The sequence below is a fragment of the Metabacillus sp. cB07 genome (genome assembly GCF_016839225.1).
GTDB lineage: Bacteria > Bacillota > Bacilli > Bacillales > Bacillaceae > Bacillus_P > Bacillus_P indicus.
The window spans coordinates 2,147,546-2,169,367 of record NZ_CP069296.1; the positions used below are offsets into that span (position 1 = coordinate 2,147,546).

At 44.1% G+C, this 21,822-nt stretch carries 17 protein-coding genes and 1 riboswitch; of the genes, 5 read left to right on the plus strand and 12 right to left on the minus strand.

The window, feature by feature from the left end:
- Positions 1-96 precede the first annotated feature (96 nt).
- From JOJ89_RS10780 to JOJ89_RS10800, 5 genes are all read right to left on the minus strand, one after another.
- A complete protein-coding gene (locus JOJ89_RS10780) occupies positions 97-492 on the minus strand; it encodes an acyl-CoA thioesterase (protein ID WP_029280888.1) in 396 nt (131 codons plus the stop codon).
- Positions 473-1,675, minus strand: coding sequence for an iron-containing alcohol dehydrogenase (locus tag JOJ89_RS10785; RefSeq protein ID WP_203287305.1), 1,203 nt, complete (start codon positions 1,673-1,675; stop codon positions 473-475). The genes JOJ89_RS10780 and JOJ89_RS10785 overlap by 20 nt, the downstream gene beginning before the upstream one ends.
- A complete protein-coding gene (locus JOJ89_RS10790) occupies positions 1,672-2,163 on the minus strand; it encodes a GNAT family N-acetyltransferase (protein ID WP_203287307.1) in 492 nt (163 codons plus the stop codon). The genes JOJ89_RS10785 and JOJ89_RS10790 overlap by 4 nt, the downstream gene beginning before the upstream one ends.
- A gap of 51 nt (positions 2,164-2,214) precedes the next feature.
- Entirely contained in the window at positions 2,215-4,428 is a 2,214-nt protein-coding gene (locus tag JOJ89_RS10795) for an AAA domain-containing protein (protein WP_203287309.1), read from the minus strand.
- Positions 4,429-4,631: 203 nt separating this feature from the next.
- Positions 4,632-5,993, minus strand: coding sequence for an aspartate kinase (locus tag JOJ89_RS10800; RefSeq protein ID WP_203287310.1), 1,362 nt, complete (start codon positions 5,991-5,993; stop codon positions 4,632-4,634).
- Between the two features lie 212 nt (positions 5,994-6,205).
- Between JOJ89_RS10800 and JOJ89_RS10805 the strand changes: the two genes are divergently transcribed.
- Together JOJ89_RS10805 and JOJ89_RS21270 are read left to right on the plus strand one after the other, a co-directional pair.
- Complete coding sequence (locus tag JOJ89_RS10805) at positions 6,206-7,432, plus strand: MFS transporter (protein WP_203287312.1); 1,227 nt, start codon at positions 6,206-6,208, stop codon at positions 7,430-7,432.
- Between the two features lie 129 nt (positions 7,433-7,561).
- Entirely contained in the window at positions 7,562-8,815 is a 1,254-nt protein-coding gene (locus JOJ89_RS21270; RefSeq protein ID WP_277987823.1) for a 3D domain-containing protein, read from the plus strand.
- 68 nt (positions 8,816-8,883) lie between these two features.
- On the opposite strand, the gene JOJ89_RS10815 is transcribed toward JOJ89_RS21270, so the two are convergent.
- Positions 8,884-9,489, minus strand: coding sequence for a TetR/AcrR family transcriptional regulator (locus tag JOJ89_RS10815; protein ID WP_203287313.1), 606 nt, complete (start codon positions 9,487-9,489; stop codon positions 8,884-8,886).
- Between the two features lie 164 nt (positions 9,490-9,653).
- Between JOJ89_RS10815 and JOJ89_RS10820 the strand changes: the two genes are divergently transcribed.
- Entirely contained in the window at positions 9,654-10,304 is a 651-nt protein-coding gene (locus JOJ89_RS10820; protein ID WP_203287315.1) for a peroxiredoxin-like family protein, read from the plus strand.
- Between the two features lie 159 nt (positions 10,305-10,463).
- Positions 10,464-11,957: a peptide MFS transporter gene (locus JOJ89_RS10825; RefSeq protein WP_203287317.1), complete on the plus strand. Its 1,494-nt coding sequence runs from the start codon at positions 10,464-10,466 to the stop codon at positions 11,955-11,957.
- A 44-nt stretch (positions 11,958-12,001) separates the two neighbouring features.
- Here JOJ89_RS10825 and metE read toward each other — a convergent pair whose 3' ends face one another.
- Together metE and JOJ89_RS10835 are read right to left on the minus strand one after the other, a co-directional pair.
- Positions 12,002-14,266 (minus strand): 5-methyltetrahydropteroyltriglutamate--homocysteine S-methyltransferase, encoded by a 2,265-nt coding sequence (gene metE, locus JOJ89_RS10830; RefSeq protein WP_203287319.1) that lies wholly within the window; start codon positions 14,264-14,266, stop codon positions 12,002-12,004.
- Positions 14,267-14,414: 148 nt separating this feature from the next.
- A riboswitch (cobalamin riboswitch) is annotated at positions 14,415-14,603 on the minus strand.
- 70 nt (positions 14,604-14,673) lie between these two features.
- Positions 14,674-15,453: a GNAT family N-acetyltransferase gene (locus tag JOJ89_RS10835; RefSeq protein WP_203287321.1), complete on the minus strand. Its 780-nt coding sequence runs from the start codon at positions 15,451-15,453 to the stop codon at positions 14,674-14,676.
- Positions 15,454-15,572: 119 nt separating this feature from the next.
- Between JOJ89_RS10835 and JOJ89_RS10840 the strand changes: the two genes are divergently transcribed.
- The gene (locus tag JOJ89_RS10840; RefSeq protein ID WP_203287323.1) at positions 15,573-16,820 is read left to right on the plus strand and encodes a sensor histidine kinase; all 1,248 of its coding nucleotides are present in this window, start codon (positions 15,573-15,575) and stop codon (positions 16,818-16,820) included.
- A 64-nt stretch (positions 16,821-16,884) separates the two neighbouring features.
- Here JOJ89_RS10840 and JOJ89_RS10845 read toward each other — a convergent pair whose 3' ends face one another.
- From JOJ89_RS10845 to JOJ89_RS10860, 4 genes are all read right to left on the minus strand, one after another.
- On the minus strand, positions 16,885-17,751 hold the full coding sequence (locus JOJ89_RS10845) for a Cof-type HAD-IIB family hydrolase (protein WP_203287325.1): 867 nt from the start codon (positions 17,749-17,751) through the stop codon (positions 16,885-16,887).
- Complete coding sequence (locus JOJ89_RS10850) at positions 17,748-18,518, minus strand: transcriptional regulator GlcR (protein ID WP_029280874.1); 771 nt, start codon at positions 18,516-18,518, stop codon at positions 17,748-17,750. Before JOJ89_RS10850 ends, JOJ89_RS10845 begins: the two co-directional genes overlap by 4 nt.
- A 215-nt stretch (positions 18,519-18,733) precedes the next feature.
- Positions 18,734-20,518 (minus strand): IucA/IucC family protein, encoded by a 1,785-nt coding sequence (locus tag JOJ89_RS10855; RefSeq protein WP_242524593.1) that lies wholly within the window; start codon positions 20,516-20,518, stop codon positions 18,734-18,736.
- Between the two features lie 13 nt (positions 20,519-20,531).
- On the minus strand, positions 20,532-21,791 hold the full coding sequence (locus JOJ89_RS10860) for a lysine N(6)-hydroxylase/L-ornithine N(5)-oxygenase family protein (RefSeq protein ID WP_081870188.1): 1,260 nt from the start codon (positions 21,789-21,791) through the stop codon (positions 20,532-20,534).
- Positions 21,792-21,822: the final 31 nt, after the last annotated feature.

Sequence of the window (21,822 nt, forward strand, 5' to 3'; positions counted from 1 at the left end):
ATTCACTCCGTTTCTTAAAAATACTAACCAGTTGGTATGTTTCTAGTTTATTTTGAAATTTCAGAAAAAACAAGTCTGAATTCAAAAAAAAGCCCTCTAATTTTCATAGAGGTGCTTTTCAAGAACATATCTGATGTCATCTGGAATGGATTCGGACTGTTTTTCATGTACATTGTAGTGGACATAAACAGCGGTCCCTTTTGCGCAAAGGGTACCCTCCTGGTGGATCTCTTCATATAATTCAAGGCTTGAATTACCGATCCGTTTAATCCAGCAGTATACGTCTGCCTTTTTTCCAAAATAAAGCTGACTTTTAAATTCAACATTCATGCTGAGTATAATCATTTTCCAGTCACTGAAAGAATGATCTGGATTAAATAACTGAAACAGGCCGTTTCGCCCCGCTTCAAACCAAACCGGTATGACGGTATTGTTGATATGCCCAACACCGTCGGTTTCTGATACTCTCGGTTCAATCACTGTATGAAACATGCTCTGACACCCCTTCTGCTTTCAAATTTCCATGAAAGGCAGAGGTATAAATCCGCTTTATGTCATCACGTAATAATGGCTTGGGACTTCTTGCAAGCAGTCTCGTCTGTTTTGCCCCATTGTCTGCAAGTCTGTCAAGATCCTCTTCTTTTATTCCATATTCTTTTAAGCTCAGAGGAAGCCCTGTATCGTGAATCAGGTGCTTCATTTCAAGAACAGCAAGGCGGGCAAGTTCTTCATCTGTCCGTCCGTTGTTTTCAATTCCCAGTTTCCCTGCTAAAACGGCCATTTTTCCGCTGCAGGAGTCTCTGATCTCATCCATCACATAGGGCAGAAGGACGGCATTTGACTCGCCGTGAGGAATGCTGAAAAGCCCGCCTAAAGGATAAGCTAACGCGTGCACTCCAGCTACACCTGCATTAAAAAAGCTTAATCCGGCAAGCATGCTTCCCCAGGACATGCTGTTTCTTGCTTCTTGATCTGAGCCATTCAGCACTGCAGTGCGAAGACTTGAAACAATTTTACCTGCAGCCTCCAGCGCGAGAGTATCTGTAAGAACTGTCGCATGAACGGACAGATACGATTCTATGGCATGTGTAAGGGCATCAATCCCGCTTGAAGCCGTTGCTCTTTTCGGAAGAGTATAAGTCAGTTCGGGATCAATGATGACCGCATCTGCAAGGAGAAACGGATGAGTGATGACATCCTTTGAATCCTCAAGGGAGAAAACGGAAATGTCCGTCATTTCCGCCCCGGTTCCTGAAGTTGTAGGAATTAATAGTTTAGGAAGTCCTTTAATTGACAATGATTTTGTTCCCGTCAGATTCAAGTAATCCTCGACGGCACCTTCATGGCATGATAAAACAGCAGCCGCTTTGGCAAGATCAAGACAGCTGCCCCCTCCTACTCCGATAACTAGGTCAGCGCCTGACGCAACAAGCGCTGCTTTTGCCCGGTTTCCGGCTTCAGAAGTCGGTTCAGGCTGGATATCAGAAAAGATTTCAAGTTCAATCTTTTCTTCTTCAAGTGCCTGCAAGAGCGGTTTCAGCACGTTTAATCCAATCAGCACCGGATCTGCAAAGAGATGCACTTTCTTCGCCTGATGCTGTTGAACCAGTTCAAGGACCTTCTGAAAGGATCCTTCACCTGTAATAATGATTGAAGGAGATCTGAACGTACTCACAATACCCCCTCCTTATTGCCGGAGAAAAAGGTTTGAATCTGCAGTCCATCTGATGAGATGTTTGTATATTCTCCGTCCGCAAACATGGAAATGGTCTTTTCCCAAAATATCCTGGCCGGCACGTTTCTTTCTATCTGAGTAACTTCCCATTTTCCGGGATGAAGCCTGAACAGATCATGTGCAGCAGTCGTGCCCAGGGAATTTCTTCTGAACTTTTTCAAAATGAAAAATTCCGCTATCGAAAACACGTTTTCGGACAAATCAAATCTTACGAGGGCAAATCCGGCATACTCGCCGTTATGCACGATCAAATACGGAAACCTTCCTTCTTCAACCCAGTATTTATCCAAATAAGCATACGGATCAAACAGACCTTTCACATTAACTGCCGCATCATTAAACTCGCTGAAATCATATAAATAGAACTGCATCAGATTTTCGAATACTGGTTTTTTCGAAACATCTGCCAATGATAGTTGATAAGACATAGATTCACCCCTTGTTAGGTGAAATTCTATTTAAACTGCGTTGTTCCTGCTTCAAAGCGGCAATTGGGCCAGTATTTGCCTGACTGTTTTCTCAGATTGAAGTCTTGCAGCTACATATGGCGGCTTTATGCGGCCTGCCCCTTCAAAAGGCTGTCCAATCCACATAACCGTGTCATCGATGGCTATGAACGGAAACGGGAGGTCTTCCTGAACCCATTCCCCTTTTATCGGCTGTTTTACAGAAGAAATAAATGTGACAGCTGCATCGGTCTTGTTCAGCTGATCTGCCCAGTCTTCGTTTAACCTTACTGATTCAGGAAGGCAAAGGACAATTTTTCTCCGGGCATTCTTAATGTCCTCAAAAACAGGCTCAAGCTTCAGAGCGTGCACCCATCTGAGCATGGGGTGCTGGTTTTTAATCCATGTCCCGATTTGCTGATGGGCAACAGTCTGCCCCTCTCTTATTTGATGATCCAAAAGCTGCCTGATTGCTTTTCCTGTGTAAACTTTCTCGCGAATGAATTGGGCATCACATACATGAATAAACTTACCTCTTGTCCTTGTAATGGCAACGTTTATCAGTCTCGAGCTGTCTTTGCCTGTCAGCAGCATGCCGGCTTTCTTTTCAGGAAAGCTGTCGACACTGTCAAAAATCATCACATCCCGCTCGCTCCCCTGAAATTTATGAACGGTAGCGGCCAAAATATCCGCGTGCTGCGCTTCAGCCTTATAAAGATCATCAAGAAGCAGCTGCATCAAGTGGGTCTGGGCTCTGTAAGGAGCTGCGTAACCAATCGATTCTGCTCCCGAGAGGACGGCTTCATGAATGCTTTGAAAAGAAAGCAAAAGCTGCCAGAGGTTAAATTTTGAGTGAGATGTCCGTTCTTTTAAACAATATTGGCCGGTGAAGCTTGCATCAAGGAGGATCGATGCTCTTCCCGGGAATGGAGCACGTTCTGAAAGACTGCTCCGTCTGCTCAGTACATCTGAGTGATCTCCTACTTTATTCTGATAGATATACCGGTTTGTAAAAGAGGATATTTCCGGATGCATTCTTCTCTGTTCGTTCAAGAGGAGCATATGGGGATGAAGGCCTCCGCTTATGTCTGAAACACCGGATCTTACAAAGATATCTTCCTTGAGCCATTTTTCAGTCAGTTCGTGACGCGATGAAGCGATTGGCGGAAGCTGTTTAAAGTCTCCGCACAGAATGGTCCTTTTTCCAAGCGACGCAGCAAATGCAGCCTGCGGAACATAGGCCATGCTCGCTTCATCCACAAATACTGCATCATAGTCGGCTTCATAAATGGCAGGATCACTTGCAGCTTTGGCAAACGTGGTTCCGATAATATTGGCTTCTTTCGCAAACTCGGTTTCCTGTCTGCGGATCTTCTCAAGCACTCGGCTGATTTTTGTTTCCAGATCAAGAAGCGCATTTGAATCTCTTTTACTGAAAGAATGGGACAAATCCGTTTTTAAAAGCTTCCTTTCGCTGAGAAGATTCTGTCTTTCTGCCGCAATGGCCGGAGATTGTTCTGCAAGCAGGTCACTCACTGTAAGAGGGACTTTAAATGAATAGCCGCTTCCGGAACCGTAGCGGACAATTTCACCCGTCTTAAATTTTTCCCGTTTCAGCACGAATTGGGCAAGCTCATTCATCAGAACATCAACTGCATTATTGCTGTGGGACAAGATCAGTACTCGTTTGCCTTTAAAATAGAGATTCGCCGCGGTTCTTGCAAGCGTATAGGTTTTCCCTGTTCCTGGAGGCCCCCACACAAACGTGATGGGGTTGCAGATCGCTCTTTGCAGCAGCTCATGAACAGCATTTTTAGCTTTTTCAGGATGTTTTGCAGGCATAGAAGGGTCCATAAGCTTTTTTATTCTAGCGCGCTTTTGTTTGCTTTTTTTCATTTCGTCAACTCTTGCTGCGAGTTCTTCAAGCAGCTCCCATGGATCGTGAAAGAGAAAAGCTTCCGGAATCAGGTCGCCAAATGTCCGTTCAAATGAAAGAATGATGCTTGTTCCTTCAGAAGACAGTACGCGGCCATTATGTTTCAAGCCGTCCCATTCAAGTTTTACCGACGAACCGACGGGAGCATTGATTTTCCCTGTGGCTTCAAAATAATAAGTAAAAGCATCTCCGGAAGAAAGCAGATGCCCGTTTATGACCCTGTATTTTGTACTGCCGTATTTTTTCAGGTAGCTGATTTCAATCCCGATGGCCTGAAGCCATTCTTTTATGTACTGTTTTGTTGTCATCATGTTTGTTTCTCTCCGTTCATGCAAAGAAGCAGGACTCTATTTTGAGCCTGCCTGTGTGAACCATTAACTATACATGATTTTTCATTCTTCGTCATGGTGAGGGTCGTATTTCCAGAAATTCATCAGGAAGATGCATGGTGTTTTTGAAAGATGCCAGGCGCACAGTGAAAAGCACTGCCCGTAACTGTGCAGTGCTTTCTTTGCTAAGCTAAAACCCTTGCAAAAAATTCTTCATACAGAGCCTGAACAGCCCTTTTTTCCTGAGTTTCTTTTACGCCAAACATCATGCTGACTTCAGACGAACCCTGATTGATCATTTCGATATTAACGCCCGCATCAGCAAGCGCCTTTGAAGCTCGTGCCGCAGTGCCGATATTGTGGCGCATACCTTCCCCTACCATCATAATCAGGGACAGATTGTGTTCAACCTTCACTTCATCCGGCAGCAGATCTGCCTCAATACGTGCAATAATTTGTTTTTCAGTATCCGGAGTCATTTGCTTTTGCCTCAGGATAATACTTAAATCATCAATGCCGGACGGACTGTGTTCATAGGTAAGGCCAAAGTCTTCCAAGATTGAAAGCAGTTTTCGGCCAAAACCGATTTCCTTGTTCATTAAATACTTGTTCACATAAATACTGCAAAAATCATCATCGCTTGCTATGCCAATGACCGGCCCGTTCGTGTTTTTGCGCTCATTTACGATGCGCGTGCCGGGAGCAGCTGGATTGTTTGTATTTTTAATTTGAACCGGAATGCCGGCTTCAAAGGCAGGAATTAATGCTTCGTCATGAAACACGGAAAATCCCGCATAGGACAGTTCACGCATCTCCCTGTATGTCAGCTCGCGGATCTCCTTTGGGTTTGGAACGGTATTTGGGTTAACTGAGTAAACCGCATCCACATCTGTGAAATTTTCATACAAGGCTGCTCCGGTCCCATTTGCGAGGATAGAACCTGTTATATCCGACCCGCTGCGGGAAAAAGTTACAACTTCGCCTGCCTCGTTGTAGCCGAAAAATCCCGGGAAAATAAGAATGCCGGGCCATTCACAAAGCGACCTGAGATTTGTGTACGCCTCTTTTAAAACAAGAGCTGTTCCTGCTGTTTCTTCGACAAGAAGACCCGCAGCTTTTGGATCTACATATGCTGCCTGAACTCCCCTGCTCTGAAAATAAGCAGCAATCAGCCTGGCGTTGCAGTCTTCTCCGCTTGCTTTGATGGCATCTATGTATCTCGCTTCATTTGAGCTGTCCTTGTGAAGCAGCTGCAGCAGATAATCTTTAATGCTGGAAACGATTTCACCAGGGAGTCTCAGCTCCTCTGCAATCTGAGCATACCTCAGGACAACCGCTGCCATGATTTCTGCTGTTTGGAGTCCCTTCAACTGTCTGTCTCCAAGCTCAATCAACAGATCCGTCACTTTGCGGTCATCTGCAAAACGTTTTCCCGGAGCAGATACAACAACAATTTTTCTGTCTGCATCTGACACCACAATGTCAAAAACCTTTTTCACCTGCTCGCCAGATGCAAGCGAGCTGCCTCCAAACTTCACTACTTTCACGCGAACATCCCCTAAAGTTTTATAGTTCAGCTGTGCTGATCATTCTTCTATAGAATCCATAACTGCCTGAATTTTAAATCTATTTTACTCCTTTTAAGCGAACAATCAAGGATTTCTTTTGATTCTTTTAAATTTTTTGATTTCAAGTGCCGTTTGATATGGTAAAATACATTTCGTCTATCGAAATATTACACAAAGAAGGGACTTGTCACATGCAAAGCGCTGCAGCTGTAAATAAACACTTACCTAAACCTTCAACGACTGTCTACAACATTTTATTCATCATCGGCTTATGTCATATGCTGAATGACGCCATTCAGTCTGTTATTCCCGCCATGTTCCCGGTGCTTGAAAAATCAATGGGCCTTACCTTTACCCAGCTTGGCCTGATTGCGTTCACCCTGAACATGGTTTCTTCTGTTCTGCAGCCTGTTGTCGGCTGGTATACAGATAAAAAGCCGATGCCTTATGCCCTGCCGGCAGGATTAACATGCAGCTTGCTCGGAATTCTGGGGCTTGCATTCGCTCCTTCTTTTCCGCTTATTCTGCTCAGCGTTTTCTTTATTGGACTCGGTTCTGCTGTCTTCCATCCTGAAGGCTCGAGAGTTGCTTATTTAGCAGCAGGAGAGCGCAGAGGTCTTGCCCAGTCGATTTATCAGGTTGGAGGCAACACAGGCTCTTCTGCTGCACCGCTTATTACCGCTTTGATTCTGGTTCCCTTAGGCCAGTTTGGGGCCATCTGGTTTACCATTGCTGCTGCTCTTGCCGTCTTGTTTCTTCTTTATATTGCACGCTGGTATTCAGCAAAGCTTGCCTTCATTCGAAAAACTGATAAGAAAAAAGGAATGGCGAAAAACAATGGCCGCCTGTCAAAGGGCGTCCTCTCGGCTCTGGCCGTTATCGTTTTCCTTGTTTTTGCAAGATCCTGGTATGGAAGTGCCCTATCAAACTTCTATACGTTCTATGCTATTGAAAAATACCATCTTAGTATTGCAGAATCACAGGTTTATATTTTTGTTTTTCTTGTGATGGGAGCACTTGGAACATTTGCAGGGGGACCTCTCGCTGACAGGTTCGGCAAACGGAACATTATCCTTTGCTCACTGATCGCCTCTGCTCCGTTTGCTTTGCTGCTGCCATTTGCTGGACCAAAAACAGCCTATGTGCTCATTGCGCTTGTCGGGTTTATACTCAGCTCTAGTTTTTCAGTTACGGTTGTTTATGCCCAGGAGCTTGTGCCCAGCAAGATCGGTACGATGTCAGGGCTGACTGTAGGTCTAGCCTTTGGAATGGGTGCCATTGGGTCAGTGGCTTTAGGCTCATTAATCGATGCCATTTCGTTAGCCGCTGTCATGACAGGCACCGCAGCCCTGCCTCTTTTGGGGATTCTCGCTTTCCTTCTTCCAAAGGATCAGACTCTTCTTGATTGGCAGCAATAATCGACAGCCTTTGGCGTTTTCGCCGGAGGTTTTTTTCTTGTTTTTGTCGCATTATGAATGATTTAACAGATTTGTAATCTAAAAGGCCCCGATTTTATGATATAACTATAGACAGAAAGGGGTTGTTTTATGAAAGTCTCGATGCGTATGATTGCCGCGCTTTCTGCAGGATTTGTCGCTTTATCATCCTATAGCCCTGCCTTTGCGCAAACAAGCGGGGATTCACTTAAACAGGCTGAAAAGCAGCTGAATGACAACAGTGAAGCTCTTGACAGGAAAGAGAAACAAAAGCAAGCAGTACATACCGCTGTACAGAAAATGGAACACGAACTTGCAAATACGGAAGCTCTAATCAAAAAAAATGAGAACGATTACGCTTCCATCCAGAAAAAAATCCAGGAAACAAATGAATTAATTGAGGAAAAGAAAATAGAAATTGTCGCACTTCAGGATAAAGTAATAAACCGCGAAGAAATTATGTACGCCAGGCTTACTGCTCTTCAGGAAAATGATCATGCCGATATCGTTATACATACGCTTGTTAATGCCGAAAGTTTTTCAAACCTTTTCGAGCGCATCGGTGCTGTTGCAACACTATTAAATGCAGACAATGATATTCTTGAACAGCAGGAAGCCGACCTGAAGCAAATTGAGGAAGACAAAAAAGAGATCGACAAGCAGGAAGCCCTCCTGAAAGAACAGCAGCTTGCGCTTGCATCAAGCGGCGCAAAGCTTGAGGAAGCTCTCCTTCAAAGACAGACGCAAATGGCTTCACTTAAAACCGAATATGAAAAGGTCTCAGCCGAGGTAACCCTTGCAGAACAGGAAAAAAGCGTCCTGCAGTCACAAGTGAAAGCGATTGAAACAAGCATTAAAAAAGAACAGGATGCAGCAAAAGCACGTGCGGCCAAAGCTCTTGCAGAACGGAAAAAAGAAGAGTCTGCACGGGCAGCTGAAGCAAGTGCGCGTGCGGAAGCCGAGAAAGCACGCAAAGCTGCACAGGCTGCTCCGGCAAAGAAGAAGGAGACCGCAGCAGTCCCGGCAGTGTCAAAGCCTGCTGAAAAACCAGTGCAGGAAAAGCCTGTCCAGGATGAAAGCAAGGTTTTCTATGTCACAGCTACTGCCTACAGTCATGAAGATACAGCAAGCGACTTCACGGCAATCGGCATTAACATTAAAGAAAATGCCAATATGAAGCTGATTGCAGTTGATCCGAAAATCATTCCGCTTGGCAGCAAAGTCTGGGTGGAAGGATACGGGGTAGCCATTGCAGGCGATACAGGCGGCGCCATCAAGAATCATAAAATTGACGTACTGATGCCTAACAGTGCTGAAGCGCGCAAATGGGGCCGGAAAACGGTAAAAATTGAAATCCTTGATTGAAAAAGAGAACCCGCGGGTTCTCTTTTTATTTGCTTCTTGTTCTATTGTAATAGCAATTAATTATTCTGCTAAATCTTTTCAGATAAGACGGGCTTTATGAGAAGATCTTTAATATAATCAGCCATTTCTTCATTATCAGTATGGGACTTGCTGTATAGCCTCCTCATTCTGAAGCCTGATGCCATAAGAACAAGAAATTCCGCTGTTTTTAATGCATCTACTTCGTCAGATATGACCCCGTTTTTCTGACCGGAAAGTATCCAGAACTTCGCGAATTCAACCATATAGTGGTCAAAGTCCCTGAGTGCGTTTCTGGCTGTCTTATGATCATAGCGTCCGATAAAATAGACTAGGATCCTGTTAACAACACCCTCCGGATCGTTCATCGCAGCAAAGCTCATAGAAATTACCTCAGCAGGATCCTTCATTTCCTCTTTGCTTTTCCCCATCTTCTCAAAAAAAGCTTCATTGATTTCCTGAATTTTTTCATCTAGGACCATTGCAAGCAAGTCATCCTTGCTCTTTATATAGTGATAGATGGCACCTTTTGATAATCCGGTTTTCTTCATAATCATTGCAAGAGTCGTTTTTGAACATCCTGCCTCATTTATGAGCTCTGCCGCGGCATGAAGCAGAGCTTTTTCAGAACGGACTCTCCTTTCAAACTGCTTCATTTATCGACACCTCCTTTCTACATAATAAAAACAGACCATTGGTTTGTAAAGTGGTTTATTGTCAGTTTCTGAGTTATTTTGCCGAGATTGATTGAGCATATCCTTTTTCTTTTTGGCCAAAGATTCTTAAAATGAAATGGACATTCTAAAAAGGAGATGATCGCATGACCGCACTGCTTCAACAAATCAAAGAGTACAAAGAACAGTTTAAGAAGAAAGCACCTGCCGAAAAACAGGAATTAATGAAAAGAGCAACAGAAGAGCTTCGAGCTTCAGGAACTGCTCAAGGCTTGAAAGTGGGAGAAAAAGCGCCTGATTTTACCTTGCCTGATGCTGCAGGAAAAAAAGTAACCTTATCAGAGGAACTAAAAAACGGACCGGTTATCCTTACTTTTTACAGAGGCGGATGGTGCCCGTACTGCAATCTTGAACTGAAGGCATATCAAAGAGAGCTGGATGCGATTAATGAAGCCGGCGCAAACCTGATCGCGGTAAGCCCTGAAACACCGGATGCATCCCTGTCCACGAAAGAGAAAAACGAGCTGGACTTCCTTGTATTAAGTGACGAAGGCGGGAATGCAGGAAAAGCATATGACCTGGTGTTTGACATGCCTGATTATTTAATTGAAGTTTATAAGGACTCTGGCCTGGATGTTGCCGCTCATAATGGAAATGATGATTGGCGGCTGCCTAAACCTGCAACCTTTGTCATCGGACAGGACGGAGTCATTCTATTTGCGGAAGTGGATTCAGATTACACAAAACGGACAGACCCGAAAAAGGTTGTCTCCGTTGTGCAGAATTTAAATAAATAATGAAAAAGGGCAGAATGTTCTGCCCTTTTTTCGTCTCTTTTTCTTTACGTATAATTATTTTTATAAAGCAATAAAAATAGCAATTTTGCCGATTTTTTTTGACAATTCAATTTTAATAGTAGTATTATTATACATGGTAAAAAGGAGGCTTCTTGTAACATGTCATCACTTGACAAAGACAAAATTGTACAAAGTGTACCGCAAAAAGGTTTTTTCGGTCATCCTAAAGGGTTATTCACCCTGTTCTTCACAGAATTCTGGGAGCGTTTTTCCTACTACGGGATGAGAGCAATTCTTCTGTATTATATGTACTACTCGATGAAAGACGGCGGACTGGGTCTTGATCAGCCGACTGCCCTTTCGATCATGTCCATTTATGGATCATTGGTTTATATGTCTGGAATTATCGGAGGATGGATTTCCGACCGATTGCTCGGCAATACGAGAACCGTTTTTTACGGCGGCGTTCTCATTATGCTCGGCCATATTATTCTTGCACTGCCAGGAAGCATTCCGGCATTTTTTGTTTCCATGTTCTTTATCGTAATCGGTACAGGTTTGCTTAAACCGAATATTTCGAATATTGTGGGTGATCTCTACAGCAAAGAAGATAACCGCCGTGATTCCGGTTTCAGTATTTTCTACATGGGGATCAACCTTGGCGGTCTGCTTGCACCGCTTATCGTTGGTACTCTCGGGCAGAAATACAATTTCCACCTAGGATTCGGAGTAGCAGCTGTAGGTATGTTCCTTGGACTTGTTGTGTTCATGCTCACTAAAAAGAAAAACCTTGGACTTGCCGGAACAAGCGTTCCAAATCCGCTTACTCCTGCTGAAAGAAAAAGTGTTTTCGGCAGATTGGCGATTGGCCTTGCCGTCATTCTTGTTTTAGGTGCTGTATCCATTTCTACCGGATTCCTGACAATTGACCGCTTTACATTCATGATCAGTATTCTTGGTATTTTGATTCCAGCAGCATACTTTATCGTGATGTACCGCAGCCCGAAATCAACAGATGTTGAGCGTTCACGCCTGATCGCTTATATTCCGCTGTTTATCGCGGCCATGATGTTCTGGGCAATTCAGGAACAGGGTGCGACCATTCTTGGCGCTTATGCAGATAAACGCACACAGCTGACGTTCGGAAACTTTGAAATTCAGTCGTCATGGTTTCAGTCGCTGAATCCGCTGTTTGTTGTTCTTTTGGCTCCGCTTTTTGCGTGGCTTTGGATTAAGCTTGGAAACCGTCAGCCGTCGACATCCAAAAAGTTTGCTTTTGGACTTTTCTTCGCCGGGTTATCATTCTTAGTCATGATTATTCCTGCATATACAAACGGCACAGATACTCTTGTTCATCCAATGTGGCTTGTGCTCAGCTTCTTCCTTGTTGTTCTTGGAGAGCTTTGCCTGTCCCCTGTCGGATTATCGGCAACGACCAAGCTTGCTCCGGCTGCTTTCTCAGCCCAGACCATGAGTTTATGGTTCCTGACGAATGCATCGGCTCAAGCAATCAATGCACAAATCGTAAAATATTACACACCTGAAACCGAAATCGCCTACTTCGGAATTATCGGCGGACTCGCCATTCTTTTAGGGGCAATCATGCTGATTCTTTCACCGAAGATTCAAGCGTACATGAAAGGTGTAAGATAATACAAAAAAGCCTGTCCTCACAATGGACAGGCTTTTTTTGCGTATTAAACAGTAGTCTCTTGAACGGCTTTCTCTCTGCATATCTTCGCTGCTCTCACCATAATCTTCAATGCCTCAACGGCCTCTTTTTCCCCTCTGGTTTTTAGTCCGCAATCAGGGTTTACCCAAAATTGGCCAGCATCCAGCACCTGCAGCGCCCTTTCAATATTACGGATCATTTCCGTTTCTGAAGGTATTCGCGGACTGTGAATATCATATACTCCAAGGCCTATACCCTTGCTGTAAGAGTATGTTTCAAACGAATGAATTAATTCCCCGTGGCTTCTTGAAGTTTCAATGGAGATGACATCTGCATCAAGCGCATCAATTGCTTCAATCATGTCTTCAAAGCTTGAATAGCACATATGTGTATGAATTTGCGTCTCAGGTTTCACAGAAGCTGTTGACCGTTTAAAAGCAGTGACGGCCTCGTCCAAGTATTGTTCCCTCATATTTTCTTTAAGCGGAAGGCCTTCTCTAAGCGCAGGTTCATCTACTTGAATCATGCCTATGCCTGCGTTCTCTAACGCCTCAACTTCAGCTCTAATTGCGAGAGATAGCTGATTTAACACGGCTGCTCTGGGGACGTCGGATCTGACAAATGACCAATTTACTATCGTAACCGGCCCGGTCATCATGCCTTTTACCGGCTTGTCAGTCAGCCTTTGGGCGAACAGGGTTTCTTTTAATGTCATCGGCTCCTCAAAAAACACATCCCCGTAGATAACGGGCGGCCTTACGCAGCGTGAACCATATGACTGCACCCACCCATTTGAAGTGATGGCCATTCCTTCAAGTTTTTCTCCGAAATATTCGACCATGTCTGTCCGTTCGAACTCACCGTGAACAAGGACATCAAGCCCCAGGTTTTCCTGGATATCAATCCACTTTTTTATTTCTCCTTCAATAAACTGAGAATAGTCCGAATCCGAGAGAGTTCCTTTTTTGTACTTCAGCCTTGCAGCACGCACTTCTTTCGTTTGCGGAAAACTTCCGATTGTTGTAGTCGGAAGCACCGGAAGGCTGAATTTTCTTTGCTGAGCCTCTTTTCTTTGAACTGCGCTAACTCTGTCAGTGCTGTACTCATCAAAAGAAGCGTGTACAAAATGCCTGTTCCTCAAGTCGGAAGCCGCAAGTTCTGATATTCCACGATCATAAGCTGAAAAAGTCTCTTCTTCGAAATTCATAAACTTTGTCAGCAGGGTGATTTCCTGCAGCTTTTCATCCGCAAATGCCAGCGCGTTTTTAACAAGGGGGTGTAAATCCCCTTCACTCTCTGCTGTGACAGGCACATGAATCAGGCTGCATGAAGGCTGAAGAATCAGCCGGTCTCTTCCGACCTTCTCCAGAATTCGGTTTACCAATTTGGCTGTTTTCTGAAGCTCTGCCTTCCATATATTGCGGCCGTCGATGACGCCTGCCGCAAGCACCTTGTCCTTTGGAAAACCGAATACATTCAAATGCTCCAGTGTTTTGCCGCTGTCATGAACAAAATCAAGGCCTATGCCGTCAACAGGCAGCTGAATGAGCTCTTCATATTGCTCTGGACATTCAAAGTAAGTTTGCAGAAGAAGTTTTGTGCTGCCTAACCCTTTTTTGATTGTTTCATAGATTTTTTTCGTTTTTTTCATAAAGGCCGCATCCGCTGCAGATGTAACGAATATTGGCTCGTCTATTTGTATCCACTCTGCACCTTCTTCTTCAAGCTCCTTGAAAACCTGAACATATAAAGGGACGAGTTTTTCGAGAATTTCTTCGTTCTTTTCTCCTTTTGAAAGGGCTGTTAGAGTCAGCGGGCCGACAAGTACCGGTTTCCCCGTAATCCCGGCCTCATCCTTTGCTTCTTTAAATAGCTCAAGCAACCGGTTATGGATAAGGCGGGGTTCTGCCCCGTCAAGCTCAGGAACGATATAATGGTAGTTTGTGTTAAACCATTTTGTCATTTCTGATGCGACTTTGTCTTTGCTGCCCCTGACAATCGAAAAATACGTTTGGAGTGATAACGGGTCCTGATCCCTGAATCTTTCCGGAATCAGTCCGAACATAACGGCCGTATCAAGTACATGATCGTAACAGCTGAAGTCGCCGACCGGCACAAGGTCAATCCCCGCCTCGCGCTGTTTGACCAAATGAGAGAGCCTGATTTTCTTCATATCCAAATGAAACTCCCGCTCCGTCAAATCTCCTCTCCAAAACGCCTCAAGAAGCTTTTTCCATTCTCTTTTTTCTCCAATTCTCGGATAGCCAAGGTTTGAATTTCTCATTTTCATTGCGGTTCCCCCGTTTTCATAGTTTCTCAGCTCTAAACGTAAAAAAACTCTCCTTTTTTAAAGGAGAGTTTACTGGACACAGCTAACTAGAGTTGAGACACAACAAAGGTTTCAACATACCGCATCACCCTCCCTATTTCGCGTAGGCTTAAAGTGCATACGACAGGCAGGTCTCCTGGCTCTGGTTCACTGCATGCTGCTGCCTTCCCATTCCATTAGAAACAGTGGCTTCGTGCAGAATGCTCCCCATTACAGTGGCGCGACCGCACCGGATTTTCACCGGCTTCCCTTTTAAGCTTCCGCGTATAGCGTCAGCACCCATCGCTTGTCAACATATTATGAATATTTTTGTGATTGTTTTTAACAATAGCTGATGTTTTTCAATCTTGCAAGACATTTCTTATTATTCAGAAAGAAATTCCGATTACTTTCCATTTGGCAGCCTCATAAAATCCAAGCTTTTTATACAGTTCTCCTGCATCTGGATTGTTGTAGAATAAATAGAGTTCTCTTTCATCTCCATAATCCCTGCATATTCTCTCAATGACTTTTGAGGCATATCCTTTTCTTCTGTATTTGGGAGGAGTTGCAACGCCGGCAATAACAGCAGTCTTTTCGTGGTCTGTATAAATTCCTGCAGTTGCTGCCATCGTGCCGTTTTCCTCAAAGTAATAGACACTGAGTTTTCCAGAGCGGATGCTTTCATACTGTTCACCCGCAAAAATTTCTTCATTTGGACCAGCCAGTTTATACTCTTCTACCTGCATAAATAAGCGGTAAAGCCTGCGGCATTCCTCAAGACTTGTGATCTTGCAGACTTCTCCGGATCCTCTTCCGGCTGCTCTATTGTCGTATTTCATCATAACTGAGTCACTTTCAATCTCGGTTTTCACAATCCTTTTAATTGACTCAATAAGCTCCTGTTTCCCGAAAATTCTCCTGATGCCTGTTTCCTGAATGACAGGAATAAAAGCCTCTACATCGGCAGGCATAACAGAACTGCAGCAGTACATTTTATCAGGATAAATGATAAGCAAAGCCGTTAATTCAGCATTTTGATACTGACCGAAAACCCTGACCTGTTCATCTTTCAGATCTTCTGCAATCAAAGCGTTTACATCATGGTTTTTATCTAAAAAAGCGACTGCCTGAGGATATTGGTCTTGTTTAAGCAATTTTATCGCCATTTTGCATCTCCCGGGAAAAATTTTGGCCAGTCTATAGAATATTCTAACATTCTCCGTCCATTTGATATATATTTTAATAGAGAAGAAATTTCACTATTTGGAGAATTAGGTGTGTGCCCATGGAAATGAAGGATGTACTGTTGAATTTAATGCTCGTTTTGTCACCGCTTCTCATCATCCAGTTATTGTATATGAGAAAAGAAACGAACAAAAAAATGAACAAATGGCTGTTTGCCCTTCTTCCTGCGCTTGCCATTGTCTTCAGCATGCTGTATCCCTTTATGATTGATAGAGAGTTTTTCTTTGATTTCAGACGGATTCCATATGTTATGGGGCTTTTGTACGGAGGATATCCGCTTGGAATCTTTTTATTTATCGTCACAGTCGGAACAAGGGTGCTTATTGGCGGCAGCGGCATTTATCCGACAATTGTCATGGCAGGAATACTCGTTTTGTTTGTCCCGATGCTGTCTTCGTATTATTTGAAAAGCAGGCTGAGAATGAAGCTCTCTCTTGTGACTGCATTTGTTCTGGGTTCTCTGCTGTTATCGATTATCCAGATTGAAATGATGTATAAAACGGCTTTTCATCCATCGCATTATTTGGAGCTGATTATCTTTCACATTTTTGCAGCGGTCATCGGCACGATTTTGTTTGAAACAATCATTCAAAATTTTTATTTGCTGAAAAGGGTTATAAAAGCGGAAAAGCTTGAAGTTGTCAGCCATCTTGCAGCAAGTATTTCACATGAAGTGCGCAATCCCCTGACAACAACAAAAGGTTTTCTTCAGCTGCTCAGAGATGATGAAATAAGCAGGGAGAAACGGGACGAATATATAAAAATCTCATTAGACGAATTGGACCGTGCTACGAATATCATTAAAGATTACTTAACCTTTGCAAGACCAGAGGCTGAACATCAAAATCCGATTTCCATACACAGCGAGCTGAAAAACTGCATGAACGTTCTGACACCGCTCGCCCAAATGGAAAATGTCCAGTTTAAAGAGGATTTCTGCGAGGAAGAGCTCTTTGTGCTTGGTGATTCGCTTAAATTCAAGCAATCCATCATCAATATTTTAAAAAATGGCATAGAGTCCTATCATGCCGGTGGCCTGATCCAGCTTTCTGCTGAAAAAGAAGATACATATGTAAAGATCACTATTTCTGATTTTGGAAAAGGCATGACGGAGGATCAGGTGCTGCGGCTTGGAGAGCCATATTTTTCTACGAAATCAAACGGTACGGGACTTGGCATGATGGTCACCTACAGCATTATCCATTCTATGAACGGGCATATTTATGTAAACAGCGCACCTGGTCAGGGCACTGTTTTCCGGATTTTTCTGCCTCTTCTAGTAAAGTGATTTGGGTCTGACATTGAAATGCGTGCGAAAGGCCGGCCTCCCGCTTGGGTGACCGGCCTTTTGCTCATACTGTTTGTTTTGAGTCAATTAATCGCTTGATTGCAAGCTCTACTCCGTCCTGATCATTCGTGAGGGTGATATCTGAACAGATTGCTTTAATTTCCGGACGCGCATTGCCCATGGCAATGCTTTTTCCTGCTGCCTCAAGCATCGACTGATCATTCATGCTGTCCCCAATTGCAGCGGTATCTGCAAGATCTATCCCTAAATGGCCGGCGAGTTTCTTCAAAGCAATGCCCTTTGAGGCCAGTTTATGTTCAAGTTCAAAGTTATGGTCTGCCGACGTAACCAAGGTAAGATTTTCACGGTCTTTAAACTTCTCCCATCCTGCGTCCAGCTTTTCCTGGTGGAATGAAAAGGCAAGAATATTATAAATATCCTCGTTTAAGATTTCCTTGAAGCTCTCAATAAAGACAAATCCTGACTGGCTGTACTGTTTGCTGGCAGCATGAAGGAGCTTTGAGCGGTCGGCTTCCCGATTTGCACTTTTGATCCGGTCTATTTCAATCGACAGAAGCTCTCTTCCGTGCTGCGGGGTGAAGATTGCATTTTGTCCGAAAACTTCATAGTAGTAGTCGTTTTCTTCAAGAAACTGCAATGCTTCTGCAGCCATTTCTTTTTCCATAGGCTGCGAATGAAACAGCGTTCCGTCAGGCTGGTGGATTGTCGCGCCGTTCGCAGCGATCACCCAGGTTTTCACATTCGCATTCCTGAAAATTTCCATCACATCAAAATGAGCTCTCCCTGTTGCAATGACCACTTCGATCCCTTTTTCCTGCGCAATTTTCAGGGCATTCAGGTTTTCCGCGCTCACTTTGTTTTCACTGTTCAAAAGTGTACCGTCAAGGTCAATCGCGATTAATTTTGTCATGTTGTTTCCTCCTCGGCTACAAGCAGCTCTACATTGTTTTTATCAAGCAGATCTCTAAATGATTTATCAGGCTCTTTGTCTGTAATTAACAGGTCGATCTCATGCAGATCGGCATAGAGAAAAAAATCGGTCACTCCAAGCTTTGAATGATCGGCAAGTGCAATTACCTGACTAGCCTGGCTGATCATCTTCCTCTTTACCATCCCGTCCTCCTCGTGTGCTATAGATAATCCCCTTTCAGAGATGCCGACAACTCCAATAAATACTTTGTCCACATGATATTTAGAAAGTTTTTCAACGACAGATGATCCGTAGAGAAAGCGGTGCTCCTTCTGCAGTTCTCCTCCAAGGAGATGAATCTGAATCCCGGGCTTTGATGAAAGAATATCTGCCTGATTGATTGAGTTTGTAATGACAGCTGCATTCGTGACATTCATAAATTCGGCGCATGCCTGAACTGTAGTGGAGGCATCAAGGATTATCCGGTCTCCTTCACGGATGAGACTTGCTGCTTTTCTGCCGATCAGCTCTTTTTCATAAGAAACGGTTTCAAGGCGGTTCTGATAATCTTTTATCTCTGTATGAGAGCTCGGCAGGATCGCTCCGCCCCGCGTCCGGATAATGAGCTTTTGCTCCTCAAGCTTTACGAGATCGCGCCTTGCCGTGTCCTTTGAAACATCATAATGCGAACAAATTTGATCAGCCGTAATTCGCTTATGTTCTTTTAAATAATCCAATATCGAAATCAAGCGTTCTTCCTGGTACAAATGACCCGCCTCACTTTTCAGAAATGTTTGTAAAATAACACCGGGTTCAAACCTTATATAAGTGATTATAAGTATTATACATCAACAATTCAAGTATTTATAAGTTTATACAATTTATTTTATGTGATTGTAAGGGATATGCAAGTTTTAAGAGGGCGTTCCGGCAGGTATACAAAAAGACGGCAAAATCATTTGCCGATTTTGCCGTCTTTCTATTAGATTATGATCGAAGCAGGCCTGACTGCAGAAAGCGGATTATTCACGCTGCCAAATTCAGAAGCGTGAGGTCTGTCGTCACCGTCACCATACCCATAGTCAATCATGCGGTTCCGGTTCAGACAAAGCTTTTTAAAAGTTGGCCTCAGGAGATCGAACAGTTCAAACCGGTCGTTCAGTTCAGGGAATTTTGCCTGATACGAGAGAATGGCATCCCTGAGCATGTTCCAGAAAACAGCTTCATCCAGTTCGCCGCTGCGGTGAAGAATGTCTGCAAAATATCTGAAGTGGCAAACGAACAAACCTGTAAAGATAAATTGACAGAGACCTTCCGGCGCTTCGCTTCTTAACACACTTCTCAGTTCCTCTGACAGGTGCTGAAGTTCAGGAAGCTTCTGGTCACTGATGTTTACATCGTCTACAAAATCTTTCACGGCCAGACGGTTCGGTTTACTGTCTTTCAGGATGAGCACTGTATTCTGTCCGTGCGGCGAAAAGACCGTTCCGTACTGATACAAATAATGAAGCAGCGGCGGAAGGATCACATCAAACATCTGTTTTATCCACTCTTCTGCTGTGAGGCCGGCCTTTTTCGCAAGTTCAAGAGCATAGGACTTACCGTCTTCACCGACATATAAAAGGGCCGCAAGAGTGATGGCCTCCTCCCCTTCCTCAAGAAATGAACAGAGGTTTTCTCTCCAGATAACCCCGAGCATCTCAAGAAATTGATATGGTGCCCCGTTCAGATTCGAATAATCCGGATGGTCGTAATTCATGCTTGCGATCTCACCGGGCAGAACGACTTTGCAAACATCCCGAAGAAAAGGGTCATTGTCCCTTATTCCCTGAATATGCCTGGTGATCTCAGGAGCCAGCACCACTCTCTCCGACGGGAGTCCTCTGTATACGAGAGTATTTAATATACTCATTGGAAGCTTAACGTGGTGTTTCTTTTCGTCATCCATGTTGACAAAGGTGCGGATTGATTGCTGAGGCAGGTATTCGTCCTCCCCTTTTCCCAGATACAAGATGTTCTGTTCAGCCAGCTCTTCAGCAAACTGCGGGACGAGCACATTGTCCCACTGCCATTCGTGCACTGGCATGAAGAAATAATCTTCAGGTTCAACACCAGCCTCGCTCAGTCTCCGGTTGAACATTTCCCAAGCATTCAAACCAATTTCATCTTTTATTAAATGCTCATATTCAACTTCTTCAATAGAATGAAACGTGCCTTTGCCTTTGGAAACAGCAATCCAGTCCAGGCGCACAGCCTTTTTTTGTTCCGGGGCATAATGAAGGTAATCAGAATAGGAAAATCCGATTCGCCCTTTGTTGTATGTGATCCATGGATGCCCTGTCATCTCCCCTTCCAGCTCGGCATATCCCAGTTCAAGCAGGGATTCTGTCTGTCTGTGTTCCTCTTTTGCCATAATGTGAACATCTGCAAGGAGTGTCCGTTTGTATTCTTCAATCAAATAAGCTGCTGTAAACGGCTTAATTCCAAGATCCTGCTGGATCATGATCAAGAATTCGACCGCGCTTACCGTTTCCACCCATTGATTACCAGATTGGACTTGTATAGATTCTGGATTCACCCAATAGCTGTCCATCAATCTTTCTTCAGCTTTGAACCTCATTTTCTTCCCGCCTGAACATTCAAGATAATAAAAGTCTTCCGATTTAACAGCAGCAATCATATCTTCATACAAAAACTCTGCAATCATTTTGGCGGTCAGCCGTTTATTGGCCTTTTCCCAATGTTTCTTATTAATGTTCGCTTCCATATCTCTCACTCTCCTAAACCAGTTGTTTCTTTCCGGCCACATGTTTTGTTCCAAAGTGCTGAAACACATTTTTGTCAGACAGATCAAAAACCGCTTTTCCAGCAATGGTATTAATGATATGTGCATTTCTGTAAGCTCCGAGGCCGAGGTCAGGCGCTCCTACTCCGTGCGTGTGAAGCTCTCCGTTTTGAATAAATACACTGTGCAGAGCCCGGGGCGTGTTCATCTCAGCCTGATAGTCCCTTGAAATGACCGGGCGCCCTGCCTTGTCCCATTTCATAGCTCCGGCAAGCCTTTTAAATGCTTTAGGCCAGACGGTCTTGTAGCCCGTTGCTGCAATTACGGTATCTGCTGAAAGAACAAACGATTCAGCCTGCTCTCGCTGACAGCAGGCAAGGACCAGTTCCTCCCCGCTGTATGAAATATCTGTTACAGCCGTTTTAGCGAGGAGCTGAACTTCAGGCTTGCTTCCGGCAATTGTTCTTTCATACAGCAGGTTATATATTTCTGCAATCGTATCAGCGCTTATCCCTTTATAAAGAGAATCCTGCGCCGGCACAATTTGATCCTTGAGATTCTGAGGCAGCTGATAAAAATAATCCGTGTAGTCGGGAGAAAAATGTTCAAGACCGAGTTTCGAATACTCCATTGGGAAAAAACCATCCGTTCTCGTCAACCAGTTCAGTTTATATCCGCCGGTTTCCTGACCTCTCAGAAGCTCAAGAAAAATCTCTGCAGCGCTTTGGCCAGATCCAATAACGGCAACAGATGATCCCATGTCTTCTTTTCTTCTGTCCATAAATTCAGAAGAATGATAAAGGTTCCTGCTTCCAGAAGCTGTCCAATCCGGCATAGAGGGGGCACTTCCCATTCCAAGCACTACATGTTTTGTTAAAAATGTTTCTGTTTCACCAGTTAAAACATCCTCAACAATCACTTCAAAGCCAGCAGGATGTTCAGCTGCATCGATCACTTTTTTTCCGAACCGGCACGATGAAAGCTGTTCCGACACCCACTTGAGGTAATGGCTGTATTCTCTGCGCGGAATGTGAAATGACTCCAGAAAGTAAAAATGATACAAGCGTTTCTGCTCATGCAGGTAATTCAGAAAACTGTATTTGCTTGCAGGATTCGCCATCGTCACGGCATCTGCCATGAACGGGACCTGCAGAGTCGTCCCTTCAATTAACATGCCTTCATGCCATGAAAATTCGGGTTTTTGATCAAAAAACAGCGCTTCAATACCCTCTGTTTCATCAAGCAGGGCTGCCATCCCAAGATTGAACGGACCGAGCCCTGCGCCA